This is a genomic window from Pseudomonas sp. KK18, assembly GCF_037094675.1.
GTDB lineage: Bacteria > Pseudomonadota > Gammaproteobacteria > Pseudomonadales > Pseudomonadaceae > Aquipseudomonas.
This window is the reverse complement of record NZ_CP146605.1, coordinates 1,664,975-1,690,731: the sequence shown is the minus strand read 5'-3', so window position 1 is coordinate 1,690,731 and position 25,757 is coordinate 1,664,975. Positions and strand designations below refer to the sequence as shown.

Genomic DNA, 25,757 nt, shown 5'->3' with positions numbered 1-25,757 from the left:
TGACTTATAGAAACCATAATAAGCCGGTCTTGGACGCTATAGCTGAAAACTTCCATCCTTGCCCCATCAGCGACGCAAGGAGAACCACCATGCAAGATCTCATCGACGGCTTTCGCAAGTTCCAGGGTGAAGCCTTCACCCAACGCAGCGACCTGTTCAAACACCTGGCTACCACGCAAAACCCCGGCACGTTGTTCGTGTCTTGTTCCGACAGCCGCGTAGTCCCGGAACTGCTGACCCAGCAGGAACCCGGTGACCTGTTTGTGATCCGTAACGCCGGCAACATCGTCCCGTCCTACGGGCCGGAGCCTGGCGGCGTGTCGGCCACCGTCGAATACGCAGTGGCCGTTCTCGGCGTCAGCGACATCGTGATCTGCGGCAACTCCGACTGCGGTGCCATGACCGCGATCTCCACCTGCAAATGCCTCGACCACTTGCCCGCCGTGGCCAACTGGCTGCGCCACGCCGAGTCGGCCAAGGTGATCAACGCCGCCCGCACTCACGCATCGGATGCCGACCGGCTGAACTCGCTGGTACGGGAAAACGTGGTCGCCCAACTGGCCAACCTCAAGACCCACCCTTCCGTGGCCCTGGCCCTGGAACAAGGCCGGCTGAGCCTGCACGGCTGGGTCTACGACATCGAAAGCGGCGCCATCGACGCCCTGGATGGCCGCAGCGGGCGCTTCGTGTCGCTGCTCGACCACCCGGCCACCCGTGCCTACGCCGCCTGAACCTTATTCAAACCCAAGAGGACATCACCATGCTGCAATCCCAATTCGCCCAATCCCCACGCCTGGCCCTGGCCGACACCGTCATCGACATCAAGGCGCGCAAGAACCTGTCATGGCAGGACCTCACCGACGGCACCGGCCTGAGCCTGGCGTTCGTTACCGCCGCCCTGCTCGGCCAGCATCCGCTGCCCAAGGACGCTGCCGATGTGGTCTGCGACAAGCTTGGCCTCGACCAGGACGCCAGCCGCCTGCTGCAAACCGTGCCCCTGCGCGGCAGCTTTCCGGGCGGCGTGCCGACGGACCCGACCATGTACCGTTTCTATGAAATGCTGCAGGTCTACGGTTCGACCCTCAAGGCCCTGGTGCACGAACAATTTGGCGACGGCATCATCAGCGCGATCAACTTCAAGCTGGACATCAAGAAGGTCGAAGACCCGGACGGCGGCTCCCGCGCGGTGATCACCCTGGATGGCAAATACCTGCCGACCAAACCGTTCTGATTTGCCGGCAAACCGTCTACGCTCTTGGCACACCAACAAGAACGAGGGACGGGTAATGAAGGCAATGCTCCGAGCCACCTGGCTGCTGCTGTTATGTGTTGGCCAGGTGCACGCCGCCACCGCTGAGGAGGCGGATGCCCAAGCCGCCAAGGCCTTGCTGGAAAAGGCCTTGGCGTATTACCAGACGAATGGTGACAAGGCTTTTGCGGCGTTCAGCCGCCAGGGTGAATTCGTCGACCAGGACCGTTACGTGTTCGTGGTCAACACCAAGGGCGTGCTGCTGGCGAGTGGCGGGCCCTCTTCTGCGTTGATCGGGCGCAATGTTTCCGAGGTACTGGGGCCGGATCTGAACAAGTCGTTCAAGGAGGCGTTGGCGGTGCCGGAAGGCAGTGGCATCCAGCAGGCCGATTACCGGTGGCAGAACTGGAATGACGGCAAGGTGGAACGCAAGCATGTGTATTACCAGCGCGTCGGGCAGCGGATTTTGGCCGTTGGCTACTACCTGCCGCGGGCGACGCCGGAACATGCCAGAGCGCTGCGAAACAAAGCCGTCAAGGCGCTGGAGAAAGACCCGGTTGGGACGCTCAAGGCCATCAACGCCATGCAGGGTGGTTTTCTACAGGACGATTTGTATGTGTTTGTGGTTGACCTCGACACCCAGCGCTACGTGGCCCATGGCACGACTCCGCGGTTGGTGAATACGGATTTCAGCAAGATCAAGGATCCCGACGGGAAGCCGGTGGGTGAGCCGATCCTGGCGGTCATGGCCGAGCAGGATCAGGGGGAATACAAGTACCGCTGGAAAAATCCGGTGACCGGAAAGGTTGAGAACAAGCATGCGTATTTGCGCAAAACCGGACATTTCATGGTGGCTGTGGGGTATTACAGCCCGTGAATGTCAGCTATTTAAATGCTGGAACGCAATCGAATGTGGGAGCGGGCTTGCTCGCGAATGCGGTGTATCAGCCAACCTATTTATCAGCTGACAGACCGCATTCGCGAGCAAGCCCGCTCCCACATTTAATCTTCATTTTTTCGACTATTTAGCCTTGTCTTCCCGCCCCCGCAACACGCGATCAGGCATGGCAATCGCCGCCGCCAACCCCAACAACGACACCCCGGCACTGACCATCAGCAAATGCCTGAAGGTAATCAACAACTCCCCCCGCAAGGCATCCTGCGCCGGCCCAGGCGCAGCATTCAAGCCATCCAGCAGCACATTCCCCGAACTCCCTTCCGCGACCAGCGCCCCACTGGCCAGGTGCGCAAAACTGGAGTCCTGCAACAACGCCAGCAACAGCGCCGACATGCATGCCACCCCAACCGCACCGCCCAGGGAACGGAACAGGTTGGTGGTGCTGGTCGCCACCCCGATATCCCGCTGCTCCACCGAGTTCTGCGTACCCACCAGGGAAGTCGGAAACTGCATCCCGGCGGCAATCCCGCACAGCAACATAAACAGACTGGTGACCGCCACCGCCTGAGGCGCACTCAACGCCATGCCGAAAATCGCGATCGGGCTCAGGAAGGCGCCAATCAGGATCATCGGTTTATAACGCCCGGTCACCGAGGTCATGCGCCCGGCAAAATACGCCCCCATCGGCAAGCCCATCGCCAGCGGCAGCAAATGCAAGGCGGCACTGTCGGCACCGGAACCGGTGACGGTCTGGTAGCGCAGCGGCATCAGCACCGTCAGGGAAATCGCCTGGAAACTGGTAAAGAAAATCGTGCACCAGCACAACACCGCGCTGCGGTTGGCAAACAGGTGCATCGGCAACAAGGGCTCCCGCGCCCGACGCTCGTGCCACACAAACACCGTCAACGCCACCACGGCACAGACCAACAGCCCCAGCACTTCATCGTCGCGCCAATGATGGCCCTGGCCGATTTCGGTGACACCCAGCAACAGCGCCGTCAAACCGACGATCATCAGCACAGTGCCGAGGTAGTCGATCACCGGCTTGCGTTGCGGCACCGGCAGCCCCACCAGCGTGCGATGGGCCACCCACCAGGCGCCCGCGCCCAGCGGCAGGTTGATCAGGAACACCCAGCGCCACGACAGGTACTCGGTCATGTAGCCGCCCAACACCGGGCCGGCCACGCTCGCCACCGCGTACATGCTGCTGAAGTAACCCTGGTAGCGCCCGCGCTCACGGGGCGGGATGATGTCGCCGATAATCGCCTGGCTGACCGAAATCATCCCGCCGGCACCGATGCCCTGGAGGATCCGCGCCAGCACCAGTTGCTCCATGCTCTGGGCCATGCCGCAGAACAGTGAAGCGAGGGTGAACAGCCCCATGCCGATCAGCATCATTGGCCGGCGCCCGTACAAGTCGCCGAGCTTGCCGTAGATCGGCACGGCCACGGTCATTGCCACCATGTAGCCGGAGATCACCCAGGCCAGCAGGTTTACATCATGGAACTGCGCGGAAATGGCCGGCATGGAAACGGCGACGATGGTCTGGTCCAGGGCCCCGAGAAAGATCGCCATCATCAAGGCGACAAGGACACTGCGCACGGCGGGTGTGGCGGGCTGATTGAGGTTGGTCACGGCAGAACCTGCGAGCAAGGGCCCGCGGGAAAAGGAGGCCCACGGGAATGCTCGTCAGTGTACTAGATAGCTGACTATTCGATAGCCTCGTAAGGAAGTCCGACGTAATTTTCTGCAATGGTTTTACGCCCCGCCTCTGAGTCCACGAAATACTCCAATTCGCTCTGTGCAATGCGCTGGCTGAAGCCGTCTGCCTCAGGAAACTGATGCAGCATCGAGGTCATCCACCAGGAAAACCGTTCGGCCTTCCAGATCCGCCGCAGGCAAATCTGCGAGTACTTCTCCAGCAATTCCACTCGGCCCTCGCGGTACACCTTGAGCAGGATATTGAACAAGGTGCTGACATCGCTGGCCGCCAGGTTCAAACCCTTGGCGCCGGTGGGCGGCACAATGTGGGCGGCGTCGCCCAGCAGGAGCAGGCGGCCGTACTGCATCGGCTCCACCACAAAACTGCGCAGTGGCGCGATGCTCTTTTCGATGGACGGGCCGGTCACCAGTTGCTCGGTGAGTGAGCTGGGCAAGCGGGTTTTCAGTTCATCCCAAAAGCGTGCATCGGACCAGTCGTCCACCGACTCATCGGCCGGCACCTGCAGGTAATAACGGCTGCGGGTCGGTGAACGCATGCTGCACAGGGCAAAACCGCGTTCGTGCTTGGCGTACACCAGTTCATCGTGGATCGGCGGGGTGTCGGCGAGGATGCCCAGCCAGCCAAACGGATAGACCCGTTCAAAGACTTTCAATGCCTCGGTGGGAATCGACTGGCGCGCCACACCGTGAAAACCATCGCAGCCAGCGATGTAGTCGCAGTCCAGCCGGTAATGCTCGCCTTTATGTTCGAAGCTCAGCCACGGCTCCGGGCTTTTCAGATCATGGGGCTGCACGTTGCCGGCTTCATACAACGTTGTCGCGCCGCTGGCCTGGCGCGCGGCCATCAGGTCGCGGGTGACTTCGGTTTGCCCGTAGATCATCACCGTCTTGCCGCCGGTCAGCGTCTTGAGGTCGATATGGGTCAGTTGCCCATTCAGCGCCAGCTCAAAGCCCTCATGCACCAGGCCTTCGGCATCCATCCGCGCACTCACGCCGGCCTGGCGCAGCAGGTCGACCATGCCTTGTTCCAGCACCCCGGCACGGATGCGCCCTTGCACGTAATCCGGCGTCTGGCGCTCAAGAATCAGGGTTTCGATCCCGGCGTTGTGCAACAGTTGACCGAGCAGCAGCCCCGAGGGACCGGCACCGATGATGGCGACTTGGGTTTTCAGCGTTTTCATTATTTTTATGGCCCGCAAGCTTCATCCGAACGTATCCGGTGAAAGAGTTGTCATTGAAGGTGTTGCTGGCATTTTTCACTTGAGTGCCCGGCATAAGAAGGTGAAAACTGAGCCCAAAGCTGCGCTTTTCGCCAATTGGGGCGATTACCGCACAACTCTCCCGAAGTATCGGATGAAGCCATGACCAAAACTGCCAGTGCCGCGATTCCAGTGTTCAAACTCTACGGTGAGAGCCAGCAATGGCCGACCCCGGATTTGTTGCACTGTGAAACCATCTCCCGGCGCAGCCGTGAGTACCAGTGGGAAATCCAGCCCCACCGGCATGCGGACCTGTGTCAGTTGCTTTACGTGCACAAAGGCCAGGCACAACTGGAGATCGAGGGGCAGCGCAGCACCCTGAATGAATCGACGCTGCAGGTGCTGCCGCCGTTATGCGTGCATGGCTTTCGCTTTTCCGAAGACGTCGAGGGGTTTGTGGTCACGCTGGCCGCGCCGCTGATGGCGCATTTGCAGGGGCAGCTTGGGGCTGCGCTGGATGGCCTGAACGCCTTGGGCAGCTACCCTGCCGGTAACGACAGTGACTACCTCAACAGCCTGTTTGCGCGCCTGCAGGAGGAGTACGCCAGCGACCAACCGGCGCGAGATATGATGATGCACGCCCTGGTCAGCGTACTGCTGGTGTGGATCAGCCGCCAGGCCATCCAGCGTCGCCATCCACGGGCACCGCGGGGCCGCGAATACTTCCGCCGGTTCACCCAGCTGGTAGAGCAACATTATCGCGAGCACCCGAAAATCGAAGACCTGGCCCACAAGCTCGGGATCTCGGTCTCACACCTGAACGGTACGTGTCGGGAGTTGGGCGGGCAGCCCGCGTTGCAGATCATGCACGACCGCCAGTTGCTGGAAGCCAAGCGCCTGCTGACCTACACCAGCATGACCATCAATGAAATGTCGGAGGTTTTGGGCTTTTCCGACCCGACCAACTTCTCACGGCTGTTTCGCCGACGCGTCGGGTTCTCCCCGAAGGCGTTTCGGGAGCAGTTGAAAGCCGACCAGGACGCTAGCGAAGCGAACTGAAGGCAGCCATGTGGCCAACGCATTGACCGTGATTGCAGCTGGAGGCGAACCCCGGCTGCATGCGGGTCTGTTCGACGCGGTAGGCGGCAGTGCCATAGAGCGCGGTGGCGGCGGCGCACAGGGTGAAAATCATCAGGTACTTTCTTGTTTTGATCGACATGATGCTGACCTCTGATCCGATCAAGAAGGTGCTTTGATAAGCATAGGTCAGCTGGGGCAAGTCGCCATTATCGGGCGACATTCAACCTGTTTATGTCGGCTTAGAGACCGACGTCCCACACCGGCTCTTCCGGAAACCTCAATACCAGGAAATCCAGCAGGCTGCGCAGCGCCGCCGGCATATGCTTGCGCGAGGCGTACACCGCGTAGATGTTCATCTGCTGCGGCTCGGCCTCGGGCAACAAGCGGATCAACTCGCCGCTGCGGATGTAGTCGCCCGCCTGATAACTCGGCAGCCGCGACACCCCTGCTCCCGCCAGCGTCACCCGCAATAAGGTACTGGCCTCGTTGGCGCTGATATTGCCCTGCACCGGCACCGACACCGGCTCGCCGTTTTCCATGAAGTGCCACAGGCTTTTGCCGAAGTAGGAGTGGGTCAGGCAATTGTGCCGGGCCAGGTCCTGTACCTGCCGGGGTTGCGGATGCTCCAGCAGGTAAGCGGGCGATGCGCAGATCACCGAACGGCACAGCGTGAGGCGGCGGGCGATCAGGTTGGGGTCCAGTTCGAAGCTGGTGCGGATCGCCAGGTCGATGCGCTCATCCACCAGGTTCACCGTGCGATCAAGCATCTGCATATCGATGTTGACCAGCGGGTAGCGCTTGACGTATTCGGCCATGGCATCGGCCAGTTGCGCCTGGCCGAACGAGGTGCTGACACTCAGGCGCAGCAGGCCACGGGGTGCTTCGTCCGGTTCGCTGACGGCGGCCTGCATGTCGCTGCACAACTCCAGCATCTGTCGGCAACGGGGCAAGGTTTCGCTGCCGGCGGCGGTCAGGCTGAGCTTGCGGGTGGTGCGGTGCATCAGGCGCGCGCCGACCCAGTCTTCCAGCTCCGCCAGGTAGCGCGACACCACCGGGCGCGACAGGTCCAGATGGTCGGCTGCCGCCGACTGGCTGCCCAAGTCCACCACCGCGACAAACACCCGCATTGCTTGAAGACGATCCATGATTTGCCCGCTTTTAGAAACAAACTATGTCCAAGCATCGCATTTTTTGTAGCGTTTGGTGCAACTAAGCTCTGTCCACACCTTACCGATGACTGGAGCTGCACATGTTTGGATTCTCCCCGCTCAAGCGCGTGGCCCTGGCCGCCGCCTCCCTGGCCTTCGCCGCGCACGCCATGGCGGCCGACCTGACCCTGGACGCCTACAACCCGGGCGAAACCGCGATGATGCCGGTCACCTCGGTACTGGTCAGCGGCGACAAAGATGCGATCCTGGTGGACGCCCAATTCGGCAAGACCCAGGCCGAGCAACTGGTGCAAAAAATCCGCGCCAGCGGCAAGCGCCTGACTACCATCTACATCAGCCACGGCGACCCGGACTACTACTTCGGCCTCGATACCCTGACCGCCGCCTTCCCCCAGGCCAAAGTCCTGGCACCGCAGCCGGTGGTGGACCATATCAAGGCCACCGTTGAACACAAACTGGCGTTCTGGGGCCCGAAACTGGGCGCGGACAAGCCTGGTAAAGCCGTCATTCCCCAGGTGCTTGAGGGCCACAGCCTGACCCTCGAAGGCAAGCAGTTGGAGGTGATCGGCCTCGACGGCGCACAACCGGACCGCACCTTTGTGTGGATCCCGTCGATCAAGGCGGTGGTCGGTGGTGTAGTCGTCGCGGAAAACATTCATGTGTGGATGGCCGATACGCAGACCGCGAAGTCCCACACCGATTGGCTGGCCACCCTGCAACGTATCCAGGACTTGAAACCGCGCACGGTGATTCCGGGTCACTACCTGGGCACGCCGTCGCTCAAATCCGTGGCGTTCACCGCCGACTACATCAAGGCCTTTGACGAAGAAACCGCCAAGGCCAAGGACTCCGCCGCCCTGATTGCGGCGATGCAAAAGCGTTACCCGAACCTGGGTGACGAGAGCACCCTGGAACTGGGCGCCAAAGTCGCCAAGGGCGAAATGCAGTGGTGAGTTGATTCAACCCTTAACCGTACTGGAGAACGTCATGAGCAAGATCGCAATCATTGGTGCCACCGGTCGTGCCGGTAGCCAACTGCTGGAAGAAGCGCTGCGTCGCGGGCACACCGTCACGGCCATCGCACGTAATACCGACAAGATCGGCGCGCGCCCTGGCGTCACCGCCAAGCAAGTCGATGCGCTGGATGCCCAGGCGCTGGAACAGGCCATCCGCGGCAACGACGTGGTGATCAGCGCGGCGCACTTCGCCACCCTGCCTGCGGAAGCGGTGATCAACCCGGTGAAAAAAGCCGGCGTGAAGCGCCTGCTGGTGGTCGGCGGTGCCGGTTCGCTGTTGTTGCCGGGCGGCGGCCGAGTGATCGACAGCCCGGGCTTCCCCGAGGAATACAAAGCCGAAGCCAGCGCCGGCAGTGTTTTCCTCGATACCCTGCGCCAGGAAAAAGACTTGGACTGGACCTTCCTGTCGCCTTCGGCGGAGTTCGTCGAGACCGCACGCACCGGCACATTCCGCCTGGGCCAGGATGAATTGCTGGTGAGCAGTGAAGGCCGCAGCTGGATCAGCTTTGCCGACTTTGCGATTGCGCTGATTGATGAAGTGGAAACACCGAAGCATTCACGCCAGCGGTTTACCGTCGGCTACTAAGGCTGACGCGCACTAAAAATGTGGGAGCGGGCTTGCTCGCGAATGCGGTGTGTCAGTCAACAGATGTATTGGCTGACCCGGCGCCTTCGCGAGCAAGCCCCCTCCCACATTTTGATCTTCATTGTGACGGCGACTGTGCCTGGCTCACCAGCCAGTCCATAAGCTGCTCCAACCCCGCCGAGGGCTCAGTGCCCGGCGGGTACACCAGGTAATACCCCATCCCCGTCGGCACCCGTAGTTCAAACGGCGTGGCCAACCGCCCCGCCTTCAGGTCCTCGCCAATCAGCGCGCTGTCACCAATTGCCACGCCCGAGCCTTGGGACGCCACCGTCATCGCCAGGTCCAGGGTTTCAAAATGATGCCCCTGGGCCAGATTGCTCAAGCGTGTATTCGCCGCTTTCAACCACAACGCCCAATCCCGCTCATCCCGCGTAGGGTGCAACAACACCTGTTGCTGCAAATCGGCGGGCGTGTGCAAGCCACCGAGCAAGGCCGGCGCGCACACCGGTGTCAGGCGCTCATCGAACAGATGCCGGGCCTGGGCCGACTGCTCGGCAATCGGCGCGTAGATCACCGCGGCATCGAACTGCTCGCGGCGAAAGTCGACGGTGTAGGCCACGGTGGTGGTCAACTCCACCGGCACATCCGGGCGTTCCTGCTGCCACTGCATCAGCCGTGGAAGAAGCCAGCGCATCACGCAGGTGGAGGCCTTGAGCTGCAAGGTCTCGCGGCGGGTGCCGATCTGCTCCACCGCCTCGCCGATCAGGCCGAACACCTGCTGCGCCCGCAGTGACCATTCGCGGCCCTCTTCGGTGAGGCTCAAGCCACGAGCCTGGCGCTGGAACAGCGCATAGCCCAGATGACTTTCCAGCCCGGCGATCTGCCGGCTCACCGCGCCCTGGGTGATGTGCAATTGCTCGGCGGCTCGGGTGAAGTTGCAGCACTGGGCCGTGACCCAAAAGGTGTGCAGGGCCGGCAGCGGCGGAAGACGTTTCATAAGGGCGCAGCCATGACGTGAGGACATGGCTAGTATGACTTTTTATCGATTGTTGCCGCTACGGGCCAGCCGTTCCAATACGGGCCTTTATCAACAATAAGAGCGACGACAATGGCGACCTGCGGCGAAGTATTGGTCAACCTGCTGGAAGGCTACGGCGTGGACCAGGTGTTTGGCATCCCCGGCGTGCACACCGTGGAACTCTACCGGGGCCTGGCGCGCTCGAGCATCCGCCACGTCACCCCGCGCCACGAACAGGGCGCCGGTTTCATGGCCGACGGCTATGCGCGCACCAGCGGCAAGCCCGGCGTGTGCTTCATCATCACCGGCCCCGGCATGACCAACATCACCACCGCCATGGGCCAGGCCTACGCCGACTCTATCCCGATGCTGGTGATCTCCAGCGTGCAGTCCCGCAGCCAGCTGGGCGGCGGGCGCGGCAAGCTGCACGAGCTGCCGAACCAGAACGCGATGATCGCGGGCGTGGCGGCGTTCTCCCATACCTTGATGTCGGCGGCCGAGTTGCCCGGTGTACTGGCCCGGGCATTTGCGCTGTTCCAGGCCGGACGACCGCGCCCGGTGCACATCGAAATCCCGCTGGACGTGCTGGTGGAAAACGCCGACGCGTTGCTCGGCAGCGAACCGGTCAGCGTTTCCCGCGCTGGCGCTGCGCCGTCGGCGGTCAAGCAGATGAGCCAGTTGCTGGCGGCGGCAAAACGCCCGCTGATTCTCGCCGGTGGTGGCGCCATCGACGCAGCACCCGAGTTGACGCAACTGGCCGAAGCCCTCGGCGCTCCGGTGGCGCTGACCATCAATGCCAAGGGCATGCTGGCCGCCAACCACCCGCTGCTGATCGGCTCGACCCAAACCCTGGTCGCCACCCGCGCGCTGGTGGCCGAGGCAGACGTGGTGCTGGCGATCGGCACCGAGCTGGCGGAAACCGACTACGACGTAACCTTCGCCGGCGGCTTCGACATTCCCGGCGCCCTGCTGCGCATCGACATCGATTCCGACCAGACCGTGCGCAATTACCCGCCGCAAGTCGCGCTGGTAGCCGACGCGCAAATCGCTGCGCAGGCACTGCTTGCCGAGCTGGGCAACAAACCCCTGGCCGCCCGCGACAGCAACTGGGGCGCCCGCCGCGTCGCCCGCCTGTGGAGCGAACTGGAACCCACCTGGGACGCCGCCACCCGCGCGCAAACCCTGTTCCTCAACACCGTCTTGGACGAACTGCCCGACGCCGTACTGGTGGGCGACTCCACCCAACCGGTGTACACCGGCAACCTGACCCTGAACCTCGACCAGCCGCGCCGCTGGTTCAACTCCTCCACCGGCTACGGCACCCTCGGCTACGCCTTGCCGGCGGCCATCGGTGCGTGGCTGGGGCGCGGCAACGGTGCGCCGGTGGTGTGCCTGATCGGCGACGGCGGCCTGCAATTCACCCTGCCGGAACTGGCCAGCGCCGTGGAAGCGCGCACGCCGGTGATCGTGCTGCTGTGGAATAACCAGGGCTATGAGGAGATCAAGAAATACATGGTCAACCGCGCCATCGAACCGGTGGGCGTGGACATCTACACCCCGGACTTTATCGGCGTGGCCAAGGCCCTCGGCGCTGCTGCCCAGCGCATCCAGGGTGTTGAGGAATTACGCAGCGCCTTGCGTGCCGCGACTGATCGCCAGGGCCCGACGCTGATTGAAATCGACCAGGGGCTTTGGATGAAGGAGGTGGCGGTATGAGCGCGGTATTGAATGGGCTGTTTATCAATGGCGCGTGGCGTGCCGGCCATGACGTGCTGGACGTGATCAACCCGGCCACCGAGGCCACCCTGGCCCAAGTGAGCGTGGGTGATGCAGGCGCGGTGACTGAGGCCATCGGCGCCGCCAGCGCGGCCTTCCCGGACTGGTCGAAAAGCACCGGCCGCGACCGCGCCGCACTGTTGCGCAAGATCGCCGAGGGTGTGAGCGCAGAGCGTGAACACCTGATGCAACTGCAATCGAGCAACAACGGCAAGCCGCTGTTTGAAGCCGGCATCGATGTGGATGACGTGATCGCCACCTTTGCCTATTACGCGAACCTGGCCGACGAAATGGACGCCACCCAGGACCGTCCGGTGGCGCTGCCCACCGAGGACTTCAGCGCCCGCGTACGCCGTGAACCCTGCGGCGTGGTGGGCCTGATCGTGCCGTGGAATTTCCCGATGGTGACCACCGCCTGGAAACTCGCCCCCGCGCTGGCGGCCGGTTGCTGCGTGGTGCTCAAGCCTTCGGAAGTGACGCCGCTGGCAGAGCTGGAACTGGCCCGGATCATCGCCTCGGTGGGCTTGCCTGCCGGTGTGTTCAACCTGGTCTGCGGCACTGGCCTGGCGGTGGGCGCGCCGATGGCGGCTGACCCACGGATCGCGAAAATTTCCTTCACCGGCAGCAACGCCGTGGGCGTGCAGGTGATGCAGCGCGCCGCCGAAACGGTCAAGGGTGTGAGCCTGGAACTGGGCGGCAAATCCGCGTTGCTGGTGCTGGCGGACGCCGACCTCGACCTGGCCGTGGAACTGGCCTGCGGCGGTGGTTTCTTCAACGCCGGGCAGATGTGTTCCGCCACCAGCCGGGTGTTGGTGGCCGACGAACTGGCGGACGAGTTTCTCACCCGCTTGCAGGCCAGGGCCGAGAGCATTCGCGTGGCGGACCCGTTTGCCGAAGACGTGGAAATGGGCGCATTGGTCAACCGTGCGCAGTACCAGCGGGTGCTGGGGCATATCGAACGTGGCGTGCAAGCCGGCGCGAAGCTGCTGTGTGGCGGCGGGCGCCCGGCGGATTTGCCTCATGGGTATTTCATTCGCCCGACGGTCTTCACTGAAGTGCCGTTGGACAGCGCGTTGTGGAACGAGGAGATCTTCGGCCCGGTGCTGTGCGTGCGCAGTTTTGCCAATGAGGCCGAGGCGGTGGCGCTGGCCAATGACAGTGAGTTTGGCCTGGTCGCGAGCGTGCTGAGCAGCAACGTGGAGGCGGCTGAGCGAGTGGCCAATGCTTTGCAGGTGGGTTTGGTGTGGATCAATGCGCCGCAGGTGATCTTCCCGCAAACGGCGTGGGGTGGTTACAAGCAGAGCAGCATTGGCCGGGAACTGGGGCCGTGGGGGTTGCAGGCGTTTCAGGAGATCAAGCATGTGATCCGGGCGGTGTAGAAACACTCAAGAGCACCACTGTTCCCTGTGGGAGCTGGCTTGCCTGCGATTGCGGTCTATCAGACACAGATGTGTTGCCTGAGCCACCGCTATCGCAGGCAAGCCAGCTCCTACCTGTTGATTTGTGCCGTGTCAGCAGATGCATTTTTTCAATAGCGCCAACGACTTTCTCATTTGCCGCCCTCCCCCACGCCCGGCCTAATACTGCCCTTGTCAGTTCAAGGCTCGCCCATGGAAAACGTCCGCGCAAAACCCGTCACCGCCGTTTGGCTGATGATCAGCGTTGTGCTGGTTGCCCTCAACCTGCGCCCGTCAATGGCCGCCGTCGGCCCGTTGTTGTCGTCGATTCGCGCCGATGTGGCCCTGAGTTTCAGCACGGCCTCCCTGCTGACCATGCTGCCCGTCATGGCCATGGGCCTGGCGATGTTTTTTGGCATGGGCGTGGCCAAACGCTTCGGCGAGCATCGCAGCATTGTGCTGTCGCTGGTGGTGATCGGCCTGGCCACCGTCTCCCGGTTGTTCCTGGACTCGGCGGTTGAGCTGATCCTCAGCGCCATCGCCGCCGGCGTAGGCATCGCGATGATCCAGGCGTTGATGCCCGCCTTGATCAAGTCGCGCTTCAGCGACAACGTTTCCCTGTTCATGGGCCTGTACGTCACCGCGATCATGGGCGGCGCGGCCCTCGCCGCTTCGTTCTCGCCGTTTATCCAGGTGCAAACCGGCAGCTGGCGCATCGGCCTGGCGATCTGGGCGGTTCTCGCGGTATTGGCGCTGGTGTTCTGGTACGCCCAACGCTCGGTGCTGCCGCCGCTGCCGCAAGCCGGCGCAGGCCCGCAGGCGTCATTCTTCGGCAATCGCCGGGCCTGGTTGCTGGCGATTTTCTTCGGCCTCGGTACCGCGTCCTACACCTGCGTGCTGGCCTGGCTGGCGCCGTACTACGTGGAACAAGGCTGGAGTGAACAGAACGCCGGCCTGTTGCTGGGCTTTTTGACGGCCATGGAAGTGGTCTCCGGCCTGATTACCCCGGCCATCGCCAACCGCCGGAGGGACAAGCGGGGTGTGGTAGCGGTGCTGCTGGTGCTGATCATCGCCGGCTTCTGCGGCCTGATCCTGAGCCCGCAATACCTGAGCCTGCTGTGGCCGTGTTTGCTCGGCCTGGGGATTGGCGGCTTGTTTCCGATGAGCCTGATCCTGTCCCTCGACCACCTCGACAACCCGCGCCGCGCCGGTGGCCTGACGGCCTTTGTGCAGGGCATCGGCTACCTGATCGCCGGTTTGTCGCCGCTGATTGCCGGGATGATCCGCGACCAACTGGGCAGCTTCGAGTGGGCCTGGTGGTCACTGACGGCCGTAGTGGTGGTGATGCTGCTGATCGTACTGCGCTTCGATCCCCGGCATTACGCGCGGCATATTCGCTGAGGTCGTGTTGTAAACATTATTTGTCCCACCTCAAACAGAGAAAGGTCCGACAGAGCTTTCTATTGGTACGAGCGTTCCGTTAACATTTTGTATTGTCTTGTACCGATTTCGGTACAAAGCGCTTGCGGACGGAACGGATGCTAAACAGCAACTTGCTTAGAAAGCTCGATATGCAGGACCTGATGGTGTTTGTCGCTGTTTACGACCAAAGCAGCGTCACCGAGGTTTCCGAAACCCTGTTCGTCAGCCAGTCCACCGTGAGCTACAGCCTGAAGAAGCTGCGCACGAGCTTCGAAGACGAGTTGTTTATCAACACCCGGGCGGGCATGCGTCCTACGTACAAAGCCGCCACCATGTACGGGCATGTGCAGAAAATCCTCGAAAGCATCAACCTGTGCCATGCCGGCAGCCAAACGTTCGACCCCACCCAGAAGGCTGTGACCTTCAACGTCTGCGCCCCCGAATACTTCGAACAGTTGATCCTGCCGCGCCTGCTGAAAAACTTCGACCGCGCCGACCTGCCGGTGATCGTCAACGTGCAGAAGCTCGAAACCGAGGTCCCGGCCGACGCCTTGCGCGACGGGCGTCTGGACCTGGTGATTTGCTTCGGGCCGCACTTTCATCGCGAGCACAAGGACATCAAGACCCAGATGCTGCTGGAGGACGACCTGGTGTGCGTGTTCGACAAACACTCGGCGCCCCGGGAACCGGCGTTCAGCCTGCAATCCTTCGTCGCCCGGCGCCATGTGTTCCCCACGCCCTGGAGTTCCGACACCAACATGATCGACGGCTGGCTGGCGCGCCAGTCCCACAAACGCCAGGTGATCGCCCGCGCCAACAGCTACAGCGCGGCGCTGAAGATGATCACCGGCACTGACTTTATCGTCACCTTGCCCCGTCGAGTGCTGAAGCTGCTGGCAGACACGACCGTGTTCGGGCATTGCGAAGCGCCGAACGGTTTGCCGGGGTTTACCCTGGATATGCAGTGGAATGAACACAGCGCGCAGGACAGCGCCAACACGTGGTTCAGGGAGCAGGTGGTGAAGGTGTGTGCGGATCAGGGGTTATTATGACCCCCTGTGGCGAGGGAGCTTGCTCCCGCTGGGCTGCGTAGCGGCCCCAAGAATTTTGGGAGCGCTTCGCACTGCAGCGCCAGCCCGGTCCAGCGGGAGCAAGCTCCCTCGCCTCAGAGTATTGCACGTCAGCCGATGGTGACTTTGCTGTAGGACTCGCGATCCATATCGACCAGCAAGACACTGAGCTGCACCTGCAGGTCTGCAGGCCAATCGCCCAGGTCCTGCAGCGCCGCCAACAGGCTTTCCGACAATTGCTTCTTGACCTGCGGTGAACGCCCGCTGAGCAGCGACAGCTTGACCGCGATAAAAGCGCGCGGGCTGATGGACGTGCCAACCTGGAATGTCTCCACCTTCAGCGCGCGGCTTTTGATATCGAACTCGGAACCGAACTGCCCGGACGCCATCAGCACGTTGTTGAGCCGCAACAAGGTTTTCTCAACGGCCAGCTCTGTGAGATTGGCGGTGTATTCCAGATGCAGATGCGGCATGAAAGGCTCCGAGTTGTTGTAGGAAAAGAGTCATACATATAGCACGGGGCCGGGCGGAATCAGACCGCTTTCAGTGTGAAACTTCGGTCAGGCTGTGCAGCGAGCGATTTTCCCAGATCGCCACGATCACCAACACCGCCGACGTCAACGCCCCCAGTACCAACGCCGAAAACACCTGCTGCAATCCCAGCGGCAGCAACACCAGTAACATCAGCAAGCCGCCCAGGTGCGAAAACGGTGGCAACGGCCGGTCGCTCATCACCCACTTGAACAGCGCACTGCCCAGCAAAAACAACCACGGGCCGGCGATGATCGCCACCACGCCTGCCTGGCTGGCATGCCCCGGATGCACCAGCACCAGTTCGTCGGCCACGGCGCTGACGATAATCCCGGCGACGATCAATACATGCAGGTAGGTGTAGGCGATCCGCGCCTGACGGCCCGGGTCGGCAGAGCTGGCAATGCGATGGTGGGCGCGCTCGGCGCCGCTGTCGAAATAGATCCACCATAGGGCGATACTGCCCACCACTGCCACCAGGAATGCCGCCAGCCCGTCCACGCTCCAGGGCAGTTCGGCGAAGGTCGCGCCGGTCACCAGCAACGACTCACCGAGGGCGATGATCACAAACAGGCCGCAGCGTTCGGCCATGTGGTTGCCTTCCACATTCCAGTCCGCAAGCGTCGAGGGCCCAAGCCCGGGCACCCAGAAATACACCGACGGGGAAATCAACTCGATCAACAGCGCCAGGGCCCAGAAGGCTAAACGCTGCTCGCCTTCGAGCAGCGCACCGGTGATCCAGAACACCCCGGAAAACAGCATCCACGCCAGGATCCGCTGGAAATTGCGGGTCATGTTCAGCGACTCGCCGCGCACCGCCCACAACGCAAACAGCGTGCGTCCTACCTGCATGAACACATAGGCGCCGGCGAACAACAGCCCGCGATCGGTAAACGCCTTGGGGATCGACGAGGACAGCAACAGGCCCGCCACCATCAAACCGAACAGGCCGATGCGGATCGGGATTTTTTCCGGGTCCAGCCAGTTGGTGACCCACGAAGTGAAGATCCACACCCACCACACCGCGACCATCATCAACGCCACCTGCACGGCACCGCCGATGGACAAGTGGGCGAGCAGCGAATGGGACAACTGGGTCACGGCAAACACGAACACCAGGTCGAAAAACAGCTCGACCATGCCAACCTTGCCGCTGTCATGACTGCCGCGCCCACGCAGCAAGGAACGGGATGGGGCCATGCCTGGATCTCCCTGAAGGTTTTATCTCAAGATTTGGGTGCGACCACCGGCAGCATGTCCCGCTCGCTCATGAACGCCTCCAGCCGCGAACGCATCCAGCGCTCCGCCGGATCGGTGTCAACGTGGCTGAGCCAGACCATCGACAAATCCAGGGTCGGAGTTTCGAACGGGAACGGTTCACAGAACAGATTGCCTCCGGCGGCCATGGCCTGGGCGGTGTAATCCGGCAGGCTGGCGATCATGTCGGTGCCGGCGAGCAGCGCTGGCAATGCGCTGTATTGCGGCACCGAGAGCACCACGTGGCGCTTGCGACCGATTTCCGCCAGCCACTCATCGGCAAACCCGGACACGTTGGCGGTGTGGGACACCAGCACATGGGGCCGTGCGCAATATTCGTCGAGGGTCAGGGGTTTGTCCGAGGCATCCGCCCGCAGCAGGCACGGGCGGATATGCCGCAATAATTTGCGCTTGGCATTGGCCGGCAGGCCGCGGGTCTGGGTGATGCCGACGGTGATATCCCCGGAACCCAGCAGGTCCGGGATGCGCCAGTAATCCACATGCTGCACCACGAACACCACCTGCGGCGCTTCCTGGCGCAAGGCGCGCAGCAGCGGCGGCAGCAGGCCGAACTCGACGTCATCGGACAGGCCGATGCGAAAGGTCATGGTGCTGATGGACGGGTCGAAATCGTGGGTCAGGCTCAGGGCCGACGACAAGGAGTCGAGGGCCGGCGACAGGTGCTTGATGATTTCCTCGGCCCGCGCGGTAGGTTCCATCCGATGGCCGACACGAATGAACAGCGGGTCATTGAACAACGTACGCAGGCGGTTGAGGGCCGAACTGATGGTGGGTTGCCCGAGAAACAGCTTCTCCGCCACCCGGGTCACGTTGCGTTCGAGCATCAAGGTTTCAAAGACCACCATCAAATTGATGTCGGCCTTGCGTAATTCATTGCGATTCATCGGCGACCGCCCCACTGCCCTGGATAAGTCGCAGTTTAGAAACACCCGGGGCCCTGCGTCTATGCGCACACTGTTCAACACGGGCCTTTGGGACTATAAAGCAGCTTCCAAGGCTTGCGAGAACACCATCGTGCTGGTCATTTCTGCCTTGAGCATCCTGGTTGCCGGGATTTTGCTCTGGGCCATCAAATTCATCGCTCATCCCACCGCCAGGACACTGTTACGGGTATTTGTCGGTTTGTGCCTGGCGGCAGTCGTGGCTTACCTGGTGCTGGCTTCGGGGTTTCCTACCTCGTTGCTGGTGTGACCGGGCTCCTGCTCCTGCCCCTGACGCAAACGCAAGGCGGCCAACGCGGCCACCACCAGCACCACGGCAATTACCTTCAAGCCATTCGTGGCATTGCCGGTGCTCATCTCGATCGCGCCCATCACCGACGGCCCGACAAACCCGCCGAGCAATCCGCAGGCATTGACGAAGCCCAGCCCGCCCGCCAGCGCCACGCCCTTGAGGCGCGAGGCCGGGTAGAGAAAGATGATCGACTGCACCACAAAGAACATCACTGCCGACACACAAAAGCCCAGCAGGCTGAACACCGGCCCCGACACCGAGGCAATCCCCAGCCCCAATGCCATGGTCAGCAAACCGGTAATCAACAGCCGTCGGGCACGGGTGGGCGTGGTCGCAAAGCGCGGCAGCAACACAGCGCCGGCCGCTGCGGCAATCCACGGCAATGAGGTCAGCAAGCCGACGCTCATGGTGCTCAATTCACCGTATTTGCTGATGATGCTCGGCAGGAAAAAGATCACGGTGTAGATGGTGATCTGATGGCAAAAATACACAAAGATCGCCAGCAGGATCTGCGGTGTCAGCCAGTTCTTCAGGGAATGCCCGCCCTCGCCTGCGCCCTCTTCGGTCTCCATCGCGATGCGCTGTTCAATCCCGCGCGCCTCTGCGGCCGAGAGCCATGGCGCCTTGCTCGGACGGTCCGGCAACTTGCACCACACCACCCAGGCAAACGCGACTGCCGGCAGCCCTTCGAGCAGGAACATCCACTGCCAGCCGTGCCAGCCGAGCAGCCCGTCCATGCGCATCAACGCCGCGCCCACCGGGCCACCGATGATGTTGGCAAAACACACGCCGAGCAGGAAATACCCGGTAGCCCGCGCCCGTTGCTCGCGGTTGAACCAGTAGGTGAGGTACAGCATCACCCCGGGAAACAGGCCGGCTTCGGCAATGCCCAGCAGCAGGCGCAGGATATAGAACGAGGTCTCACCCTGGACGAACGCCATGGCCGCCGAAATCAGGCCCCAGGTCACCATGATCCGGGCTATCCAGAACCGCGCGCCGACCTTGTGCATGATCAGGTTGCTGGGGATTTCCGACAGCGCATAGGTCAGGAAAAACAGCCCGGCGCCCAGGCCATAGGCCGCTGCTGAAATCCCCAGGTCAACGTCCAGGTGGTGCTTGGCCAAGGCGATGTTGGTGCGGTCCAGGAAGCTCAGCACGTAGGCGATGATCAGCAAGGGCATCAGCTTGACGAACATCAGTTTGTTCAACTCCCGTGGTTCACGGGCGGTGTTGGCAGTCTTCATCGGGCAATTCCTCTTGGCGCCCCGCCAGCGCAACGGCTGGGGGACGCATCGGTGTTGTTCTAGGGTTCGAGTTGCGCAACCAGCGCCGGCGGGCGATGGGAAAACAGTTGCAGCAGCGCCCCGCCCAGGGCACAGCCGGCCATCACGAAGAAGCACACCGTGTAGCCGTGCAAGGTGGTCCAGCCGCCGCCCATGGCAATCAGGCTGCCCATCAGCACCGGCGCCAGGCCGCCACCGATAAACATCGCGGTGGTGATGATGCCGTTGGCGGTGGAGGTCGCCGACGGCTCGGCCGAGTCGCAGGCCACCGCGTAGTAGATCGGCCACACCGCGTTGGCCACCAGGCCGAACAGCAGTTGCACGACGATGATCAGGGTCAGGGTGTTGGCGAAGTAGAACGCACCGACACTGGCGGCCATCCACACCCCGCAGATGATCAGGGTGACGCGCCGGCCAATGATGTCCGACAGCGACGGCCACACCAGTTGCCCGAGAATTCCGGTCAAGGTGAACACCACGCTCATCCCCGCCGACTCGGCCAGGGACAGCCCGGCGATGTTGTACAGGTAGGCCGGCAGCACGATGTTGACGCCCATGTACACCACTTGGGTCAGCATCGTATTACCCGCCGTCAGGGCGATATTGCGGTTGCGCAACGTGGCGATAAACGTGCGCCAGGCGTGGCCCTTCACTTGGCTGGCCGGTGCGTTGTCCGGCGGGGTCATGCCCTTGGCGGCGATGTCGACGTACAGCGCGGTGATGCGTTCGGCGGTGGAATACCGCGCCCAGAAAATCATCAGCGGCAACGCCACCACGAACGCGAAGAAGAACACGTAGCGCCAGTTGTCTTCACCGAAGGTGCTGATGACAAAGCTGGCGACGATGCCACTGAGCATGGCGCCGATCGGGTAACCGGTGTGGTGCGCGCCAAGGGCAAAACCACGACGCTCCACCGGCCACCATTCGGCGGTGTTGCTCACGCCCACCGGCTCGCCCCAGCCTGCGCCGAGGTTGACGCCAACCCGCAGCGCGATAAAGGTCGCGAGGTTGCCGCTCAGGGCCTTGAACCCGGAGAGGAACGAAATAGCCGTGTAGCCCAGCACCAGCGGCACCTGGAACCGCGCACGTTTCCAGCCACCGCCGTAGCGGTCACTCCACATGGAGCCGGGAATATCCAGCAGGGCCAGGGCGAGCATGATCACCGTGGCCATGGTGCCCCACTGGTCGGCCGACAAATCGAAATGCTTGGAGATGGTCGGCCCCAGGCGCAGCACGATCTCACGGTCGTAGGCGTTGAGGATCCAGATCATCCAGCACACCAGCAGCGACACCCAGGAGTGCCGGTGAATACTGCGCAGCGAGGCTTTTTTCAAGGTTGCCATGGGTTTCTCCAGGCGCGCGAGGGCGCGCACTGACACAAGGTTGCGAAAGGAAAGTGCCTTGTTGAAAAAAACGCGCTAGCTGGCGAACCGTCGCTCGGCTATTCCTTGCACGCCCAGCCCGGTGATCGCAAAAAGCGCCCCGCGCTGCTGACCGTCGGCCGGGAAACGCGGCAACGGTGGCTTGGCCATGGAGGTGACAAACAGGGTGTCCAGGTTCGGCCCGCCAAAGGTCAGGCTGGTGACTTTTTTCACCGGCATCTGGATGATCCGGTCGACCTCGCCGTCGGGTGTGTAGCGCACCAGTTTTCCGGCGTAGACCAGCGCCTGCCACAGGCAGCCTTCGGCATCCACGGTGCAGCCGTCGGCGGCGCCACCGCCGCTGGTATCGACCTTGGCGAAGGTGCGTCGATTGCTCACCGCGCCGCTGGCTGGGTCGTAGTCATAGGCCCAGATCTCGCCGGACCAAGTGTCGCAAAAGTAGAACGTATCGCCCGCCGGGCTCCAGCACGGGCCGTTGGACACGATGATGCCTTCGTCCAGGGTGTGCAGGCTCAGGTCCGCGTCGAGTCGGTAGAGTTTGGCGCTGGCGCTGTCTTCGAGGGTGTCCATGGAGCCGAAGACAAAGCGCCCCTGGCGGTCAACCTTGCCGTCGTTGAGGCGGTTGTTGGGCAGTGCGGGTTCCGGGTCGATCACCAGGGCCAGTTCGCCGCTGTTGAGGTCGAGGAGGTGCACGCCGTTTTGCAGGGCGACGATGGCTTGCTCGCCGCTATGGCGCAGGGCCATGGAGCCGATTTTCTGGCCCACATCCCAGGCGCGCAGTTCGCGGCCATCCTCGGTGCAGCGCAGGATCCGGCCGTCGGCGCTGTCGATCCAGTACAACCGTTGTTGTTCGACGTCCCACACCGGGCCTTCGCCCAGGGTGGTCTTCACGTCCACAAGCACTTCGATACGCATGGTGTTATCCCCTTTTTTGTTGTTGTGCGGGATGGGCATGGCCGCGCCGTGACGCGGCCGGTTTATCACTTAGAAATTGACTTGGTCGCGCCCCTTGAGCCCGAGGATTTCCCGCGCTTCATCCGGCGTGGCGACCTGATGGCCGAGGGCTTCGATCACTGTGCGAATGCGCCGTACCTGGTCGGCGTTGGACGCGGCCAGTTTGCCCGGGCCATCCCACAGCGAATCCTCCAGGCCGACTCGGGCGTTGCTGCCCATGGACAGGCCCATGGTGGCCAGCGGAATTTGCCCACGGCCGGCGCCGAGGATCGACCACACGTAGTCGTCGCCAAACAGGCGGTCGGCGGTGCGGCGCATATGGGCCAGGTCTTCCGGGTGCCCGCCGATGCCGCCGCGCAAACCGAATACCGACTGGATAAACAACGGTGGTTTCAGCAGGCCGCGCTCCAGGAAATGGGCGGCGGTGTACAGGTGGCCGATGTCGTAGCACTCGATTTCAAAACGGGTGCGGTTCTCGGCGCAGGAATTGAGGATGTGGGTAATGTCGCGGAAGGTATTGCGAAAGATCCGGTCGTCGCTTTCTTCCAGGTACGGACGCTCCCAGTCATGCTTGAACTCGGTGAAGCGGTTGAGCATTTCGTACAGGCCGAAGTTCATCGAGCCCATGTTCAGCGAGGCCAGTTCCGGCTTGAACTGCATCACCGGTTGCAGGCGTTCTTCGACGCCCATGGTCGGTGCGCCGCCGGTGGTGATATTGATCACCACGTCGCTGGCGGCCTTGATGTGCGGCAGGAATTCGGCGAACAGCGCGGGGTCCTGGCTGGGACGGCCATCGATGGGATCACGGGCATGCAGGTGGACAATGGCGGCGCCGGCTTCGGCGGCACCGATGGCGGCGTCGGCAATTTCCTGCGCGGTGATCGGCAAATGCGGCGACATCGACGGCGTATGGATGGCACCGGTGACGGCGCAGGTGATGATCACAGGACGATTTTTGGACATGACGATTCTCCGACTTTTATTCTTATGAAAAAAATCCCGGGTGTAACTTGTGTGTTCTTCCCTGGCTTAACGCTGACGCGGCCTACAGGTACTCGACGTTACCGTCGACACTGATCGCCTGGCCGGTGACATTGCGGGCGGCAGGCGAGCAGAGAAACAAGGCCATGGCCGCGACGTCTTCGGCGGTGACCATGCGCTTGAGGGAGATCTTGTTCAGGTATTCCTGGCGCATCTCGGCTTCCGGCACACCGACCTGTTCGGCACGGGCGCGGATCACGCCGTCCATGCGCGGGCCTTCAACGATGCCGGGCAGCAAGGCGTTGACGCGGATGTCGCTTTCGCCCAGCTCCGAGGCCAGGGATTTCATCAGGCCGACGATGGCCCATTTGGTCGCCGCATACGGCGTGCGCCAGGCGTAGCCGAGGCGCCCGGCGACCGAGGCGATATGCAGCAGATGGCCGTGGGACGATTCCTTGAGCATCGGCACCGCGTGGTGGGCAAAGCGGTATTGCGCCGTCAGGTTGATATTGATCGTGGCTTGCCACTCGGCATCGCTGATGGCGTCGATGCCGCCGGTGGGCCCGGCAATCCCGGCGTTGTTGACCAGCACGTCCAGCCCGCCGAATTGCTCGCGCTGCACCTGGAACACCGCCTCGATCTGCGTGGCATCGCTCACGTCGGCACGGGTGGCGACAGTGCCCGGGTACTTGTCGCGAAACGCCGCCAGGGCCGGTTCGCTGACATCACACACATGCACCTTGGCACCCGCCTCCAGATAGGCCGCCGCCAACACTTCACCGATGCCGGCAGCCCCGCCGGAAATCAACACACGTAACCCAGGATAGGGCTGCAGCCGCTGTAGGACACTCATGCACGTTTACCTCCTGAAACAGACGACCGCGAACGGTCGTTCTTGACGAGCAGGCGCGCCAGGGAATCGGCGGCCTGCATGATGTCATCGGTCACGGCCGCGCGGGCACCGGCGCCATCGCGGGCGGCCAGGGCCTCGACGATGCGCGTATGCGCCTCCATCGAGCGTTGCAAGTGAGCTTTATCGGGGGCGACCAGGGCAAAACACGGGCCCATGTGCAGCCAGAAGTTTTCCACGGCGGCCATGGTCAATTCGGCCTGGGCGACGGCATAGATCCGACGGTGAAAGGCGAAGTTGGTCCACAGGTAGCGGGAAACGTCGACTTCGTCGGCGGCCTGTTGCATCTGTTGGCAGAGGTCGGAGATTTCGTCGAGGTCGGCTTTTTCCAGGAGCAATACGGCCTTTTCTGCCAGCAAACCTTCCAGGGCGACCCGCGCATCGCGGATTTCCCGCAGGCGTTCGACCGTCATCATGCGTACCCGCAGACGGGAGGTTTCGGTGACTTCAAAGGCGTTTTCGGCGCTGAGGCGCTGGAGGGCTTCGCGCACCGGCATGGGGCTGGAGCCGAGGGCTTCGGCGAGGCCGCGGATGGTGAGTTTCTGGCCGGGCTGGAAACGACCACTCATCAAGGCTTCGCGGATCTGGCGATAGACCTGGTCTTGCAAGGTATCGCGGGACACCTGGCGCAAGGTCGGAAGGAGAAGCGGGCCATCTGTCATGAGTCAAAACCTGTGTTGTCGTTCTTATGGCTCCAATATGTGATCACAAATCAAATATGTCAAATAGTTTCCCGTTGACGGTATGCACGACGCTGACTCTAATGAGCCCTTTCTCCAGCAAGGACCGCTGAACCATGAAATTTGCCTACACCATCGTCTACGTCCCGGACGTCGCTGCATCCCTGCAATTCTTCGAAAAAGCCTTCGGCTTCAGTCGCCGTTTCCTGCATGAATCGGGGACCTATGGCGAGTTGGATACCGGTGATACAACCCTCTCTTTTGCAGCGCATGAGTTGGGCGAGATGAACTTCAAGGGCGGGCATGTGGAGGCGCATGCTTCACAGCAACCGCTGGGGATGGAGTTGGGGTTTGTTACCGAGGATGTGTCAAAGGCTCATGCCAGAGCGCTGGCCGAGGGTGCGACAGAACTTGCTGCGCCGAGCACCAAGCCTTGGGGGCAGGTGGTGTCGTATGTGCGGTGCCCGGATGGGACGCTGGTGGAGTTGTGTACGCCGATTCAAAACTGAAGAAACACTGTAGGAGCGAGCTTGCTCGCGAAGGTCGTTAACGATAACGCGGGAAATCAGGTGCCCCGCGTCGCCCTCAGGTTTTTCGCGAGCAAGCTCGCTCCTACAGGAAACAAGGACTCAAGGCTTGAGCGGGCGCTCCTGATCGCGCTCCGACAGCTCGGTGCCATCGTCCGGATGCTTCCAGGTCTGCGGCTTTTCTTCCTCGCGAAGCTTCCTCGCCCGCTCCTGCTCCAACTCTTCGCGCTGCTTCTGTTCGTTGCTCATACCCACCTCCCATCCGTAAGAATTGGACACACTGGGCAAGCATAGATGAGGGAGCGGTTTTGTGTGCATCCGGCAATTGATAACCACGACGCATCAATACATGTAAACAACTCACTTATCATTTCCAAATGTGTCAGCCACTATCCG

The 25,757-nt window shown here is 62.2% G+C and carries 27 protein-coding genes and 1 pseudogene; 13 read left to right on the top strand and 15 right to left on the bottom strand.

Annotated features, from left to right (window positions below):
• Positions 1 to 89 precede the first annotated feature (89 nt).
• The 3 genes from V6607_RS07575 to V6607_RS07565 are packed head-to-tail and all read left to right on the top strand — an operon-like array spanning position 90 to position 2,126.
• The gene (locus V6607_RS07575) at positions 90 to 731 is read left to right on the top strand and encodes a carbonic anhydrase (RefSeq protein WP_338743579.1); all 642 of its coding nucleotides are present in this window, start codon (positions 90 to 92) and stop codon (positions 729 to 731) included.
• Positions 732 to 760: 29 nt separating this feature from the next.
• Positions 761 to 1,231, top strand: a complete 471-nt coding sequence (gene cynS, locus V6607_RS07570; RefSeq protein ID WP_003210659.1) for a cyanase — start codon at positions 761 to 763, stop codon at positions 1,229 to 1,231.
• A gap of 55 nt (positions 1,232 to 1,286) precedes the next feature.
• Positions 1,287 to 2,126 carry a cache domain-containing protein gene (locus V6607_RS07565; RefSeq protein ID WP_003210658.1) on the top strand — a complete coding sequence of 280 codons (840 nt, stop codon included), beginning with the start codon at positions 1,287 to 1,289 and terminating at the stop codon, positions 2,124 to 2,126.
• Between the two features lie 144 nt (positions 2,127 to 2,270).
• Here V6607_RS07565 and V6607_RS07560 read toward each other — a convergent pair whose 3' ends face one another.
• Complete coding sequence (locus tag V6607_RS07560; protein WP_134325902.1) at positions 2,271 to 3,782, bottom strand: MDR family MFS transporter; 1,512 nt, start codon at positions 3,780 to 3,782, stop codon at positions 2,271 to 2,273.
• A gap of 74 nt (positions 3,783 to 3,856) precedes the next feature.
• Complete coding sequence (gene pobA / locus V6607_RS07555) at positions 3,857 to 5,041, bottom strand: 4-hydroxybenzoate 3-monooxygenase (protein ID WP_177437411.1); 1,185 nt, start codon at positions 5,039 to 5,041, stop codon at positions 3,857 to 3,859.
• Positions 5,042 to 5,230: 189 nt separating this feature from the next.
• Here pobA and V6607_RS07550 point away from each other — a divergent pair, with 189 nt between their 5' ends.
• Complete coding sequence (locus V6607_RS07550; protein ID WP_003210655.1) at positions 5,231 to 6,127, top strand: helix-turn-helix domain-containing protein; 897 nt, start codon at positions 5,231 to 5,233, stop codon at positions 6,125 to 6,127.
• Here V6607_RS07550 and V6607_RS07545 read toward each other — a convergent pair.
• On the bottom strand, positions 6,111 to 6,287 hold the full coding sequence (locus V6607_RS07545; RefSeq protein ID WP_162835184.1) for a hypothetical protein: 177 nt from the start codon (positions 6,285 to 6,287) through the stop codon (positions 6,111 to 6,113). The two genes, V6607_RS07550 and V6607_RS07545, sit on opposite strands and share 17 nt — an antisense overlap.
• A 100-nt stretch (positions 6,288 to 6,387) precedes the next feature.
• Positions 6,388 to 7,293 carry a LysR family transcriptional regulator gene (locus tag V6607_RS07540; RefSeq protein ID WP_003210653.1) on the bottom strand — a complete coding sequence of 302 codons (906 nt, stop codon included), beginning with the start codon at positions 7,291 to 7,293 and terminating at the stop codon, positions 6,388 to 6,390.
• A 104-nt stretch (positions 7,294 to 7,397) separates the two neighbouring features.
• On the opposite strand from V6607_RS07540, the gene V6607_RS07535 reads away from it, so the two are divergent.
• Together V6607_RS07535 and V6607_RS07530 are read left to right on the top strand one after the other, a co-directional pair.
• Entirely contained in the window at positions 7,398 to 8,270 is an 873-nt protein-coding gene (locus V6607_RS07535; RefSeq protein WP_102368312.1) for an MBL fold metallo-hydrolase, read from the top strand.
• Between the two features lie 34 nt (positions 8,271 to 8,304).
• The gene (locus V6607_RS07530) at positions 8,305 to 8,919 is read left to right on the top strand and encodes an NAD(P)-dependent oxidoreductase (protein ID WP_134325900.1); all 615 of its coding nucleotides are present in this window, start codon (positions 8,305 to 8,307) and stop codon (positions 8,917 to 8,919) included.
• Positions 8,920 to 9,037: 118 nt separating this feature from the next.
• Here the strand turns inward: V6607_RS07530 and V6607_RS07525 are convergent, their stop codons facing one another.
• Entirely contained in the window at positions 9,038 to 9,916 is an 879-nt protein-coding gene (locus V6607_RS07525; protein WP_008437911.1) for a LysR substrate-binding domain-containing protein, read from the bottom strand.
• 111 nt (positions 9,917 to 10,027) lie between these two features.
• Between V6607_RS07525 and V6607_RS07520 the strand changes: the two genes are divergently transcribed.
• From V6607_RS07520 to V6607_RS07505, 4 genes are all read left to right on the top strand, one after another.
• Complete coding sequence (locus V6607_RS07520; RefSeq protein WP_134325899.1) at positions 10,028 to 11,653, top strand: 5-guanidino-2-oxopentanoate decarboxylase; 1,626 nt, start codon at positions 10,028 to 10,030, stop codon at positions 11,651 to 11,653.
• Positions 11,650 to 13,092, top strand: a complete 1,443-nt coding sequence (locus tag V6607_RS07515) for an aldehyde dehydrogenase family protein (protein WP_134325898.1) — start codon at positions 11,650 to 11,652, stop codon at positions 13,090 to 13,092. The genes V6607_RS07520 and V6607_RS07515 overlap by 4 nt, the downstream gene beginning before the upstream one ends.
• A 231-nt stretch (positions 13,093 to 13,323) precedes the next feature.
• Positions 13,324 to 14,511, top strand: a complete 1,188-nt coding sequence (locus V6607_RS07510) for a cyanate transporter (protein WP_134325897.1) — start codon at positions 13,324 to 13,326, stop codon at positions 14,509 to 14,511.
• Between the two features lie 137 nt (positions 14,512 to 14,648).
• The gene (locus V6607_RS07505; RefSeq protein WP_023659100.1) at positions 14,649 to 15,584 is read left to right on the top strand and encodes a LysR family transcriptional regulator; all 936 of its coding nucleotides are present in this window, start codon (positions 14,649 to 14,651) and stop codon (positions 15,582 to 15,584) included.
• 128 nt (positions 15,585 to 15,712) lie between these two features.
• On the opposite strand, the gene V6607_RS07500 is transcribed toward V6607_RS07505, so the two are convergent.
• From V6607_RS07500 to V6607_RS07490, 3 genes are all read right to left on the bottom strand, one after another.
• Positions 15,713 to 16,075 carry a 5-carboxymethyl-2-hydroxymuconate Delta-isomerase gene (locus V6607_RS07500; protein ID WP_102368307.1) on the bottom strand — a complete coding sequence of 121 codons (363 nt, stop codon included), beginning with the start codon at positions 16,073 to 16,075 and terminating at the stop codon, positions 15,713 to 15,715.
• Between the two features lie 70 nt (positions 16,076 to 16,145).
• Positions 16,146 to 17,333, bottom strand: coding sequence for a low temperature requirement protein A (locus V6607_RS07495; RefSeq protein ID WP_008437907.1), 1,188 nt, complete (start codon positions 17,331 to 17,333; stop codon positions 16,146 to 16,148).
• Between the two features lie 26 nt (positions 17,334 to 17,359).
• On the bottom strand, positions 17,360 to 18,295 hold the full coding sequence (locus V6607_RS07490; RefSeq protein WP_003211897.1) for a LysR substrate-binding domain-containing protein: 936 nt from the start codon (positions 18,293 to 18,295) through the stop codon (positions 17,360 to 17,362).
• 61 nt (positions 18,296 to 18,356) lie between these two features.
• On the opposite strand from V6607_RS07490, the gene V6607_RS07485 reads away from it, so the two are divergent.
• Positions 18,357 to 18,602, top strand: coding sequence for a hypothetical protein (locus V6607_RS07485; protein WP_166742145.1), 246 nt, complete (start codon positions 18,357 to 18,359; stop codon positions 18,600 to 18,602).
• On the opposite strand, the gene V6607_RS07480 is transcribed toward V6607_RS07485, so the two are convergent.
• The 6 genes from V6607_RS07480 to V6607_RS07455 form a co-directional block, all read right to left on the bottom strand.
• Positions 18,557 to 19,888, bottom strand: coding sequence for an MFS transporter (locus V6607_RS07480; RefSeq protein WP_087692587.1), 1,332 nt, complete (start codon positions 19,886 to 19,888; stop codon positions 18,557 to 18,559). The genes V6607_RS07485 and V6607_RS07480 overlap by 46 nt on opposite strands.
• 59 nt (positions 19,889 to 19,947) lie before the next feature.
• On the bottom strand, positions 19,948 to 21,270 hold the full coding sequence (locus tag V6607_RS07475) for an MFS transporter (protein WP_003211904.1): 1,323 nt from the start codon (positions 21,268 to 21,270) through the stop codon (positions 19,948 to 19,950).
• Positions 21,271 to 21,345: 75 nt separating this feature from the next.
• Positions 21,346 to 22,224 carry an SMP-30/gluconolactonase/LRE family protein gene (locus tag V6607_RS07470; RefSeq protein ID WP_134325896.1) on the bottom strand — a complete coding sequence of 293 codons (879 nt, stop codon included), beginning with the start codon at positions 22,222 to 22,224 and terminating at the stop codon, positions 21,346 to 21,348.
• Positions 22,225 to 22,293: 69 nt separating this feature from the next.
• Positions 22,294 to 23,226, bottom strand: coding sequence for a 3-keto-5-aminohexanoate cleavage protein (locus V6607_RS07465; protein WP_008437904.1), 933 nt, complete (start codon positions 23,224 to 23,226; stop codon positions 22,294 to 22,296).
• A gap of 82 nt (positions 23,227 to 23,308) precedes the next feature.
• Entirely contained in the window at positions 23,309 to 24,097 is a 789-nt protein-coding gene (locus V6607_RS07460; protein WP_008437903.1) for an SDR family oxidoreductase, read from the bottom strand.
• Complete coding sequence (locus V6607_RS07455) at positions 24,094 to 24,816, bottom strand: GntR family transcriptional regulator (protein ID WP_003211913.1); 723 nt, start codon at positions 24,814 to 24,816, stop codon at positions 24,094 to 24,096. Before V6607_RS07455 ends, V6607_RS07460 begins: the two co-directional genes overlap by 4 nt.
• A 134-nt stretch (positions 24,817 to 24,950) precedes the next feature.
• On the opposite strand from V6607_RS07455, the gene V6607_RS07450 reads away from it, so the two are divergent.
• Positions 24,951 to 25,343 carry a VOC family protein gene (locus V6607_RS07450; protein ID WP_008437902.1) on the top strand — a complete coding sequence of 131 codons (393 nt, stop codon included), beginning with the start codon at positions 24,951 to 24,953 and terminating at the stop codon, positions 25,341 to 25,343.
• Between the two features lie 21 nt (positions 25,344 to 25,364).
• A pseudogene (locus V6607_RS07445) lies at positions 25,365 to 25,451 on the top strand (outer membrane lipoprotein carrier protein LolA); the annotation flags it as partial.
• A 12-nt stretch (positions 25,452 to 25,463) separates the two neighbouring features.
• Here the strand turns inward: V6607_RS07445 and V6607_RS07440 are convergent.
• Positions 25,464 to 25,610, bottom strand: coding sequence for a hypothetical protein (locus V6607_RS07440; protein WP_166742144.1), 147 nt, complete (start codon positions 25,608 to 25,610; stop codon positions 25,464 to 25,466).
• Positions 25,611 to 25,757: the final 147 nt, after the last annotated feature.

Excerpts from the sequence above, each read along its gene's own strand:
- V6607_RS07475 (WP_003211904.1), bottom strand. The coding sequence starts at position 21,270 with ATGGCAACCTTGAAAAAAGCCTCGCTGCGCAGTATTCACCGGCACTCC.
- V6607_RS07535 (WP_102368312.1), top strand. The coding sequence starts at position 7,398 with ATGTTTGGATTCTCCCCGCTCAAGCGCGTGGCCCTGGCCGCCGCCTCC.
- V6607_RS07545 (WP_162835184.1), bottom strand. The coding sequence starts at position 6,287 with ATGTCGATCAAAACAAGAAAGTACCTGATGATTTTCACCCTGTGCGCC.
- V6607_RS07440 (WP_166742144.1), bottom strand. The coding sequence starts at position 25,610 with ATGAGCAACGAACAGAAGCAGCGCGAAGAGTTGGAGCAGGAGCGGGCG.
- V6607_RS07505 (WP_023659100.1), top strand. The coding sequence starts at position 14,649 with ATGCTAAACAGCAACTTGCTTAGAAAGCTCGATATGCAGGACCTGATG.
- V6607_RS07525 (WP_008437911.1), bottom strand. The coding sequence starts at position 9,916 with ATGAAACGTCTTCCGCCGCTGCCGGCCCTGCACACCTTTTGGGTCACG.
- V6607_RS07450 (WP_008437902.1), top strand. The coding sequence starts at position 24,951 with ATGAAATTTGCCTACACCATCGTCTACGTCCCGGACGTCGCTGCATCC.
- V6607_RS07480 (WP_087692587.1), bottom strand. The coding sequence starts at position 19,888 with ATGAAGACTGCCAACACCGCCCGTGAACCACGGGAGTTGAACAAACTG.
- V6607_RS07455 (WP_003211913.1), bottom strand. The coding sequence starts at position 24,816 with ATGACAGATGGCCCGCTTCTCCTTCCGACCTTGCGCCAGGTGTCCCGC.
- V6607_RS07565 (WP_003210658.1), top strand. The coding sequence starts at position 1,287 with ATGAAGGCAATGCTCCGAGCCACCTGGCTGCTGCTGTTATGTGTTGGC.
- V6607_RS07515 (WP_134325898.1), top strand. The coding sequence starts at position 11,650 with ATGAGCGCGGTATTGAATGGGCTGTTTATCAATGGCGCGTGGCGTGCC.
- V6607_RS07470 (WP_134325896.1), bottom strand. The coding sequence starts at position 22,224 with ATGCGTATCGAAGTGCTTGTGGACGTGAAGACCACCCTGGGCGAAGGC.
- V6607_RS07520 (WP_134325899.1), top strand. The coding sequence starts at position 10,028 with ATGGCGACCTGCGGCGAAGTATTGGTCAACCTGCTGGAAGGCTACGGC.
- V6607_RS07540 (WP_003210653.1), bottom strand. The coding sequence starts at position 7,293 with ATGGATCGTCTTCAAGCAATGCGGGTGTTTGTCGCGGTGGTGGACTTG.
- V6607_RS07495 (WP_008437907.1), bottom strand. The coding sequence starts at position 17,333 with ATGGCCCCATCCCGTTCCTTGCTGCGTGGGCGCGGCAGTCATGACAGC.
- V6607_RS07490 (WP_003211897.1), bottom strand. The coding sequence starts at position 18,295 with ATGAATCGCAATGAATTACGCAAGGCCGACATCAATTTGATGGTGGTC.
- V6607_RS07510 (WP_134325897.1), top strand. The coding sequence starts at position 13,324 with ATGGAAAACGTCCGCGCAAAACCCGTCACCGCCGTTTGGCTGATGATC.
- V6607_RS07550 (WP_003210655.1), top strand. The coding sequence starts at position 5,231 with ATGACCAAAACTGCCAGTGCCGCGATTCCAGTGTTCAAACTCTACGGT.
- V6607_RS07500 (WP_102368307.1), bottom strand. The coding sequence starts at position 16,075 with ATGCCGCATCTGCATCTGGAATACACCGCCAATCTCACAGAGCTGGCC.
- cynS (WP_003210659.1), top strand. The coding sequence starts at position 761 with ATGCTGCAATCCCAATTCGCCCAATCCCCACGCCTGGCCCTGGCCGAC.
- V6607_RS07485 (WP_166742145.1), top strand. The coding sequence starts at position 18,357 with ATGCGCACACTGTTCAACACGGGCCTTTGGGACTATAAAGCAGCTTCC.
- V6607_RS07575 (WP_338743579.1), top strand. The coding sequence starts at position 90 with ATGCAAGATCTCATCGACGGCTTTCGCAAGTTCCAGGGTGAAGCCTTC.
- V6607_RS07460 (WP_008437903.1), bottom strand. The coding sequence starts at position 24,097 with ATGAGTGTCCTACAGCGGCTGCAGCCCTATCCTGGGTTACGTGTGTTG.
- V6607_RS07465 (WP_008437904.1), bottom strand. The coding sequence starts at position 23,226 with ATGTCCAAAAATCGTCCTGTGATCATCACCTGCGCCGTCACCGGTGCC.
- V6607_RS07530 (WP_134325900.1), top strand. The coding sequence starts at position 8,305 with ATGAGCAAGATCGCAATCATTGGTGCCACCGGTCGTGCCGGTAGCCAA.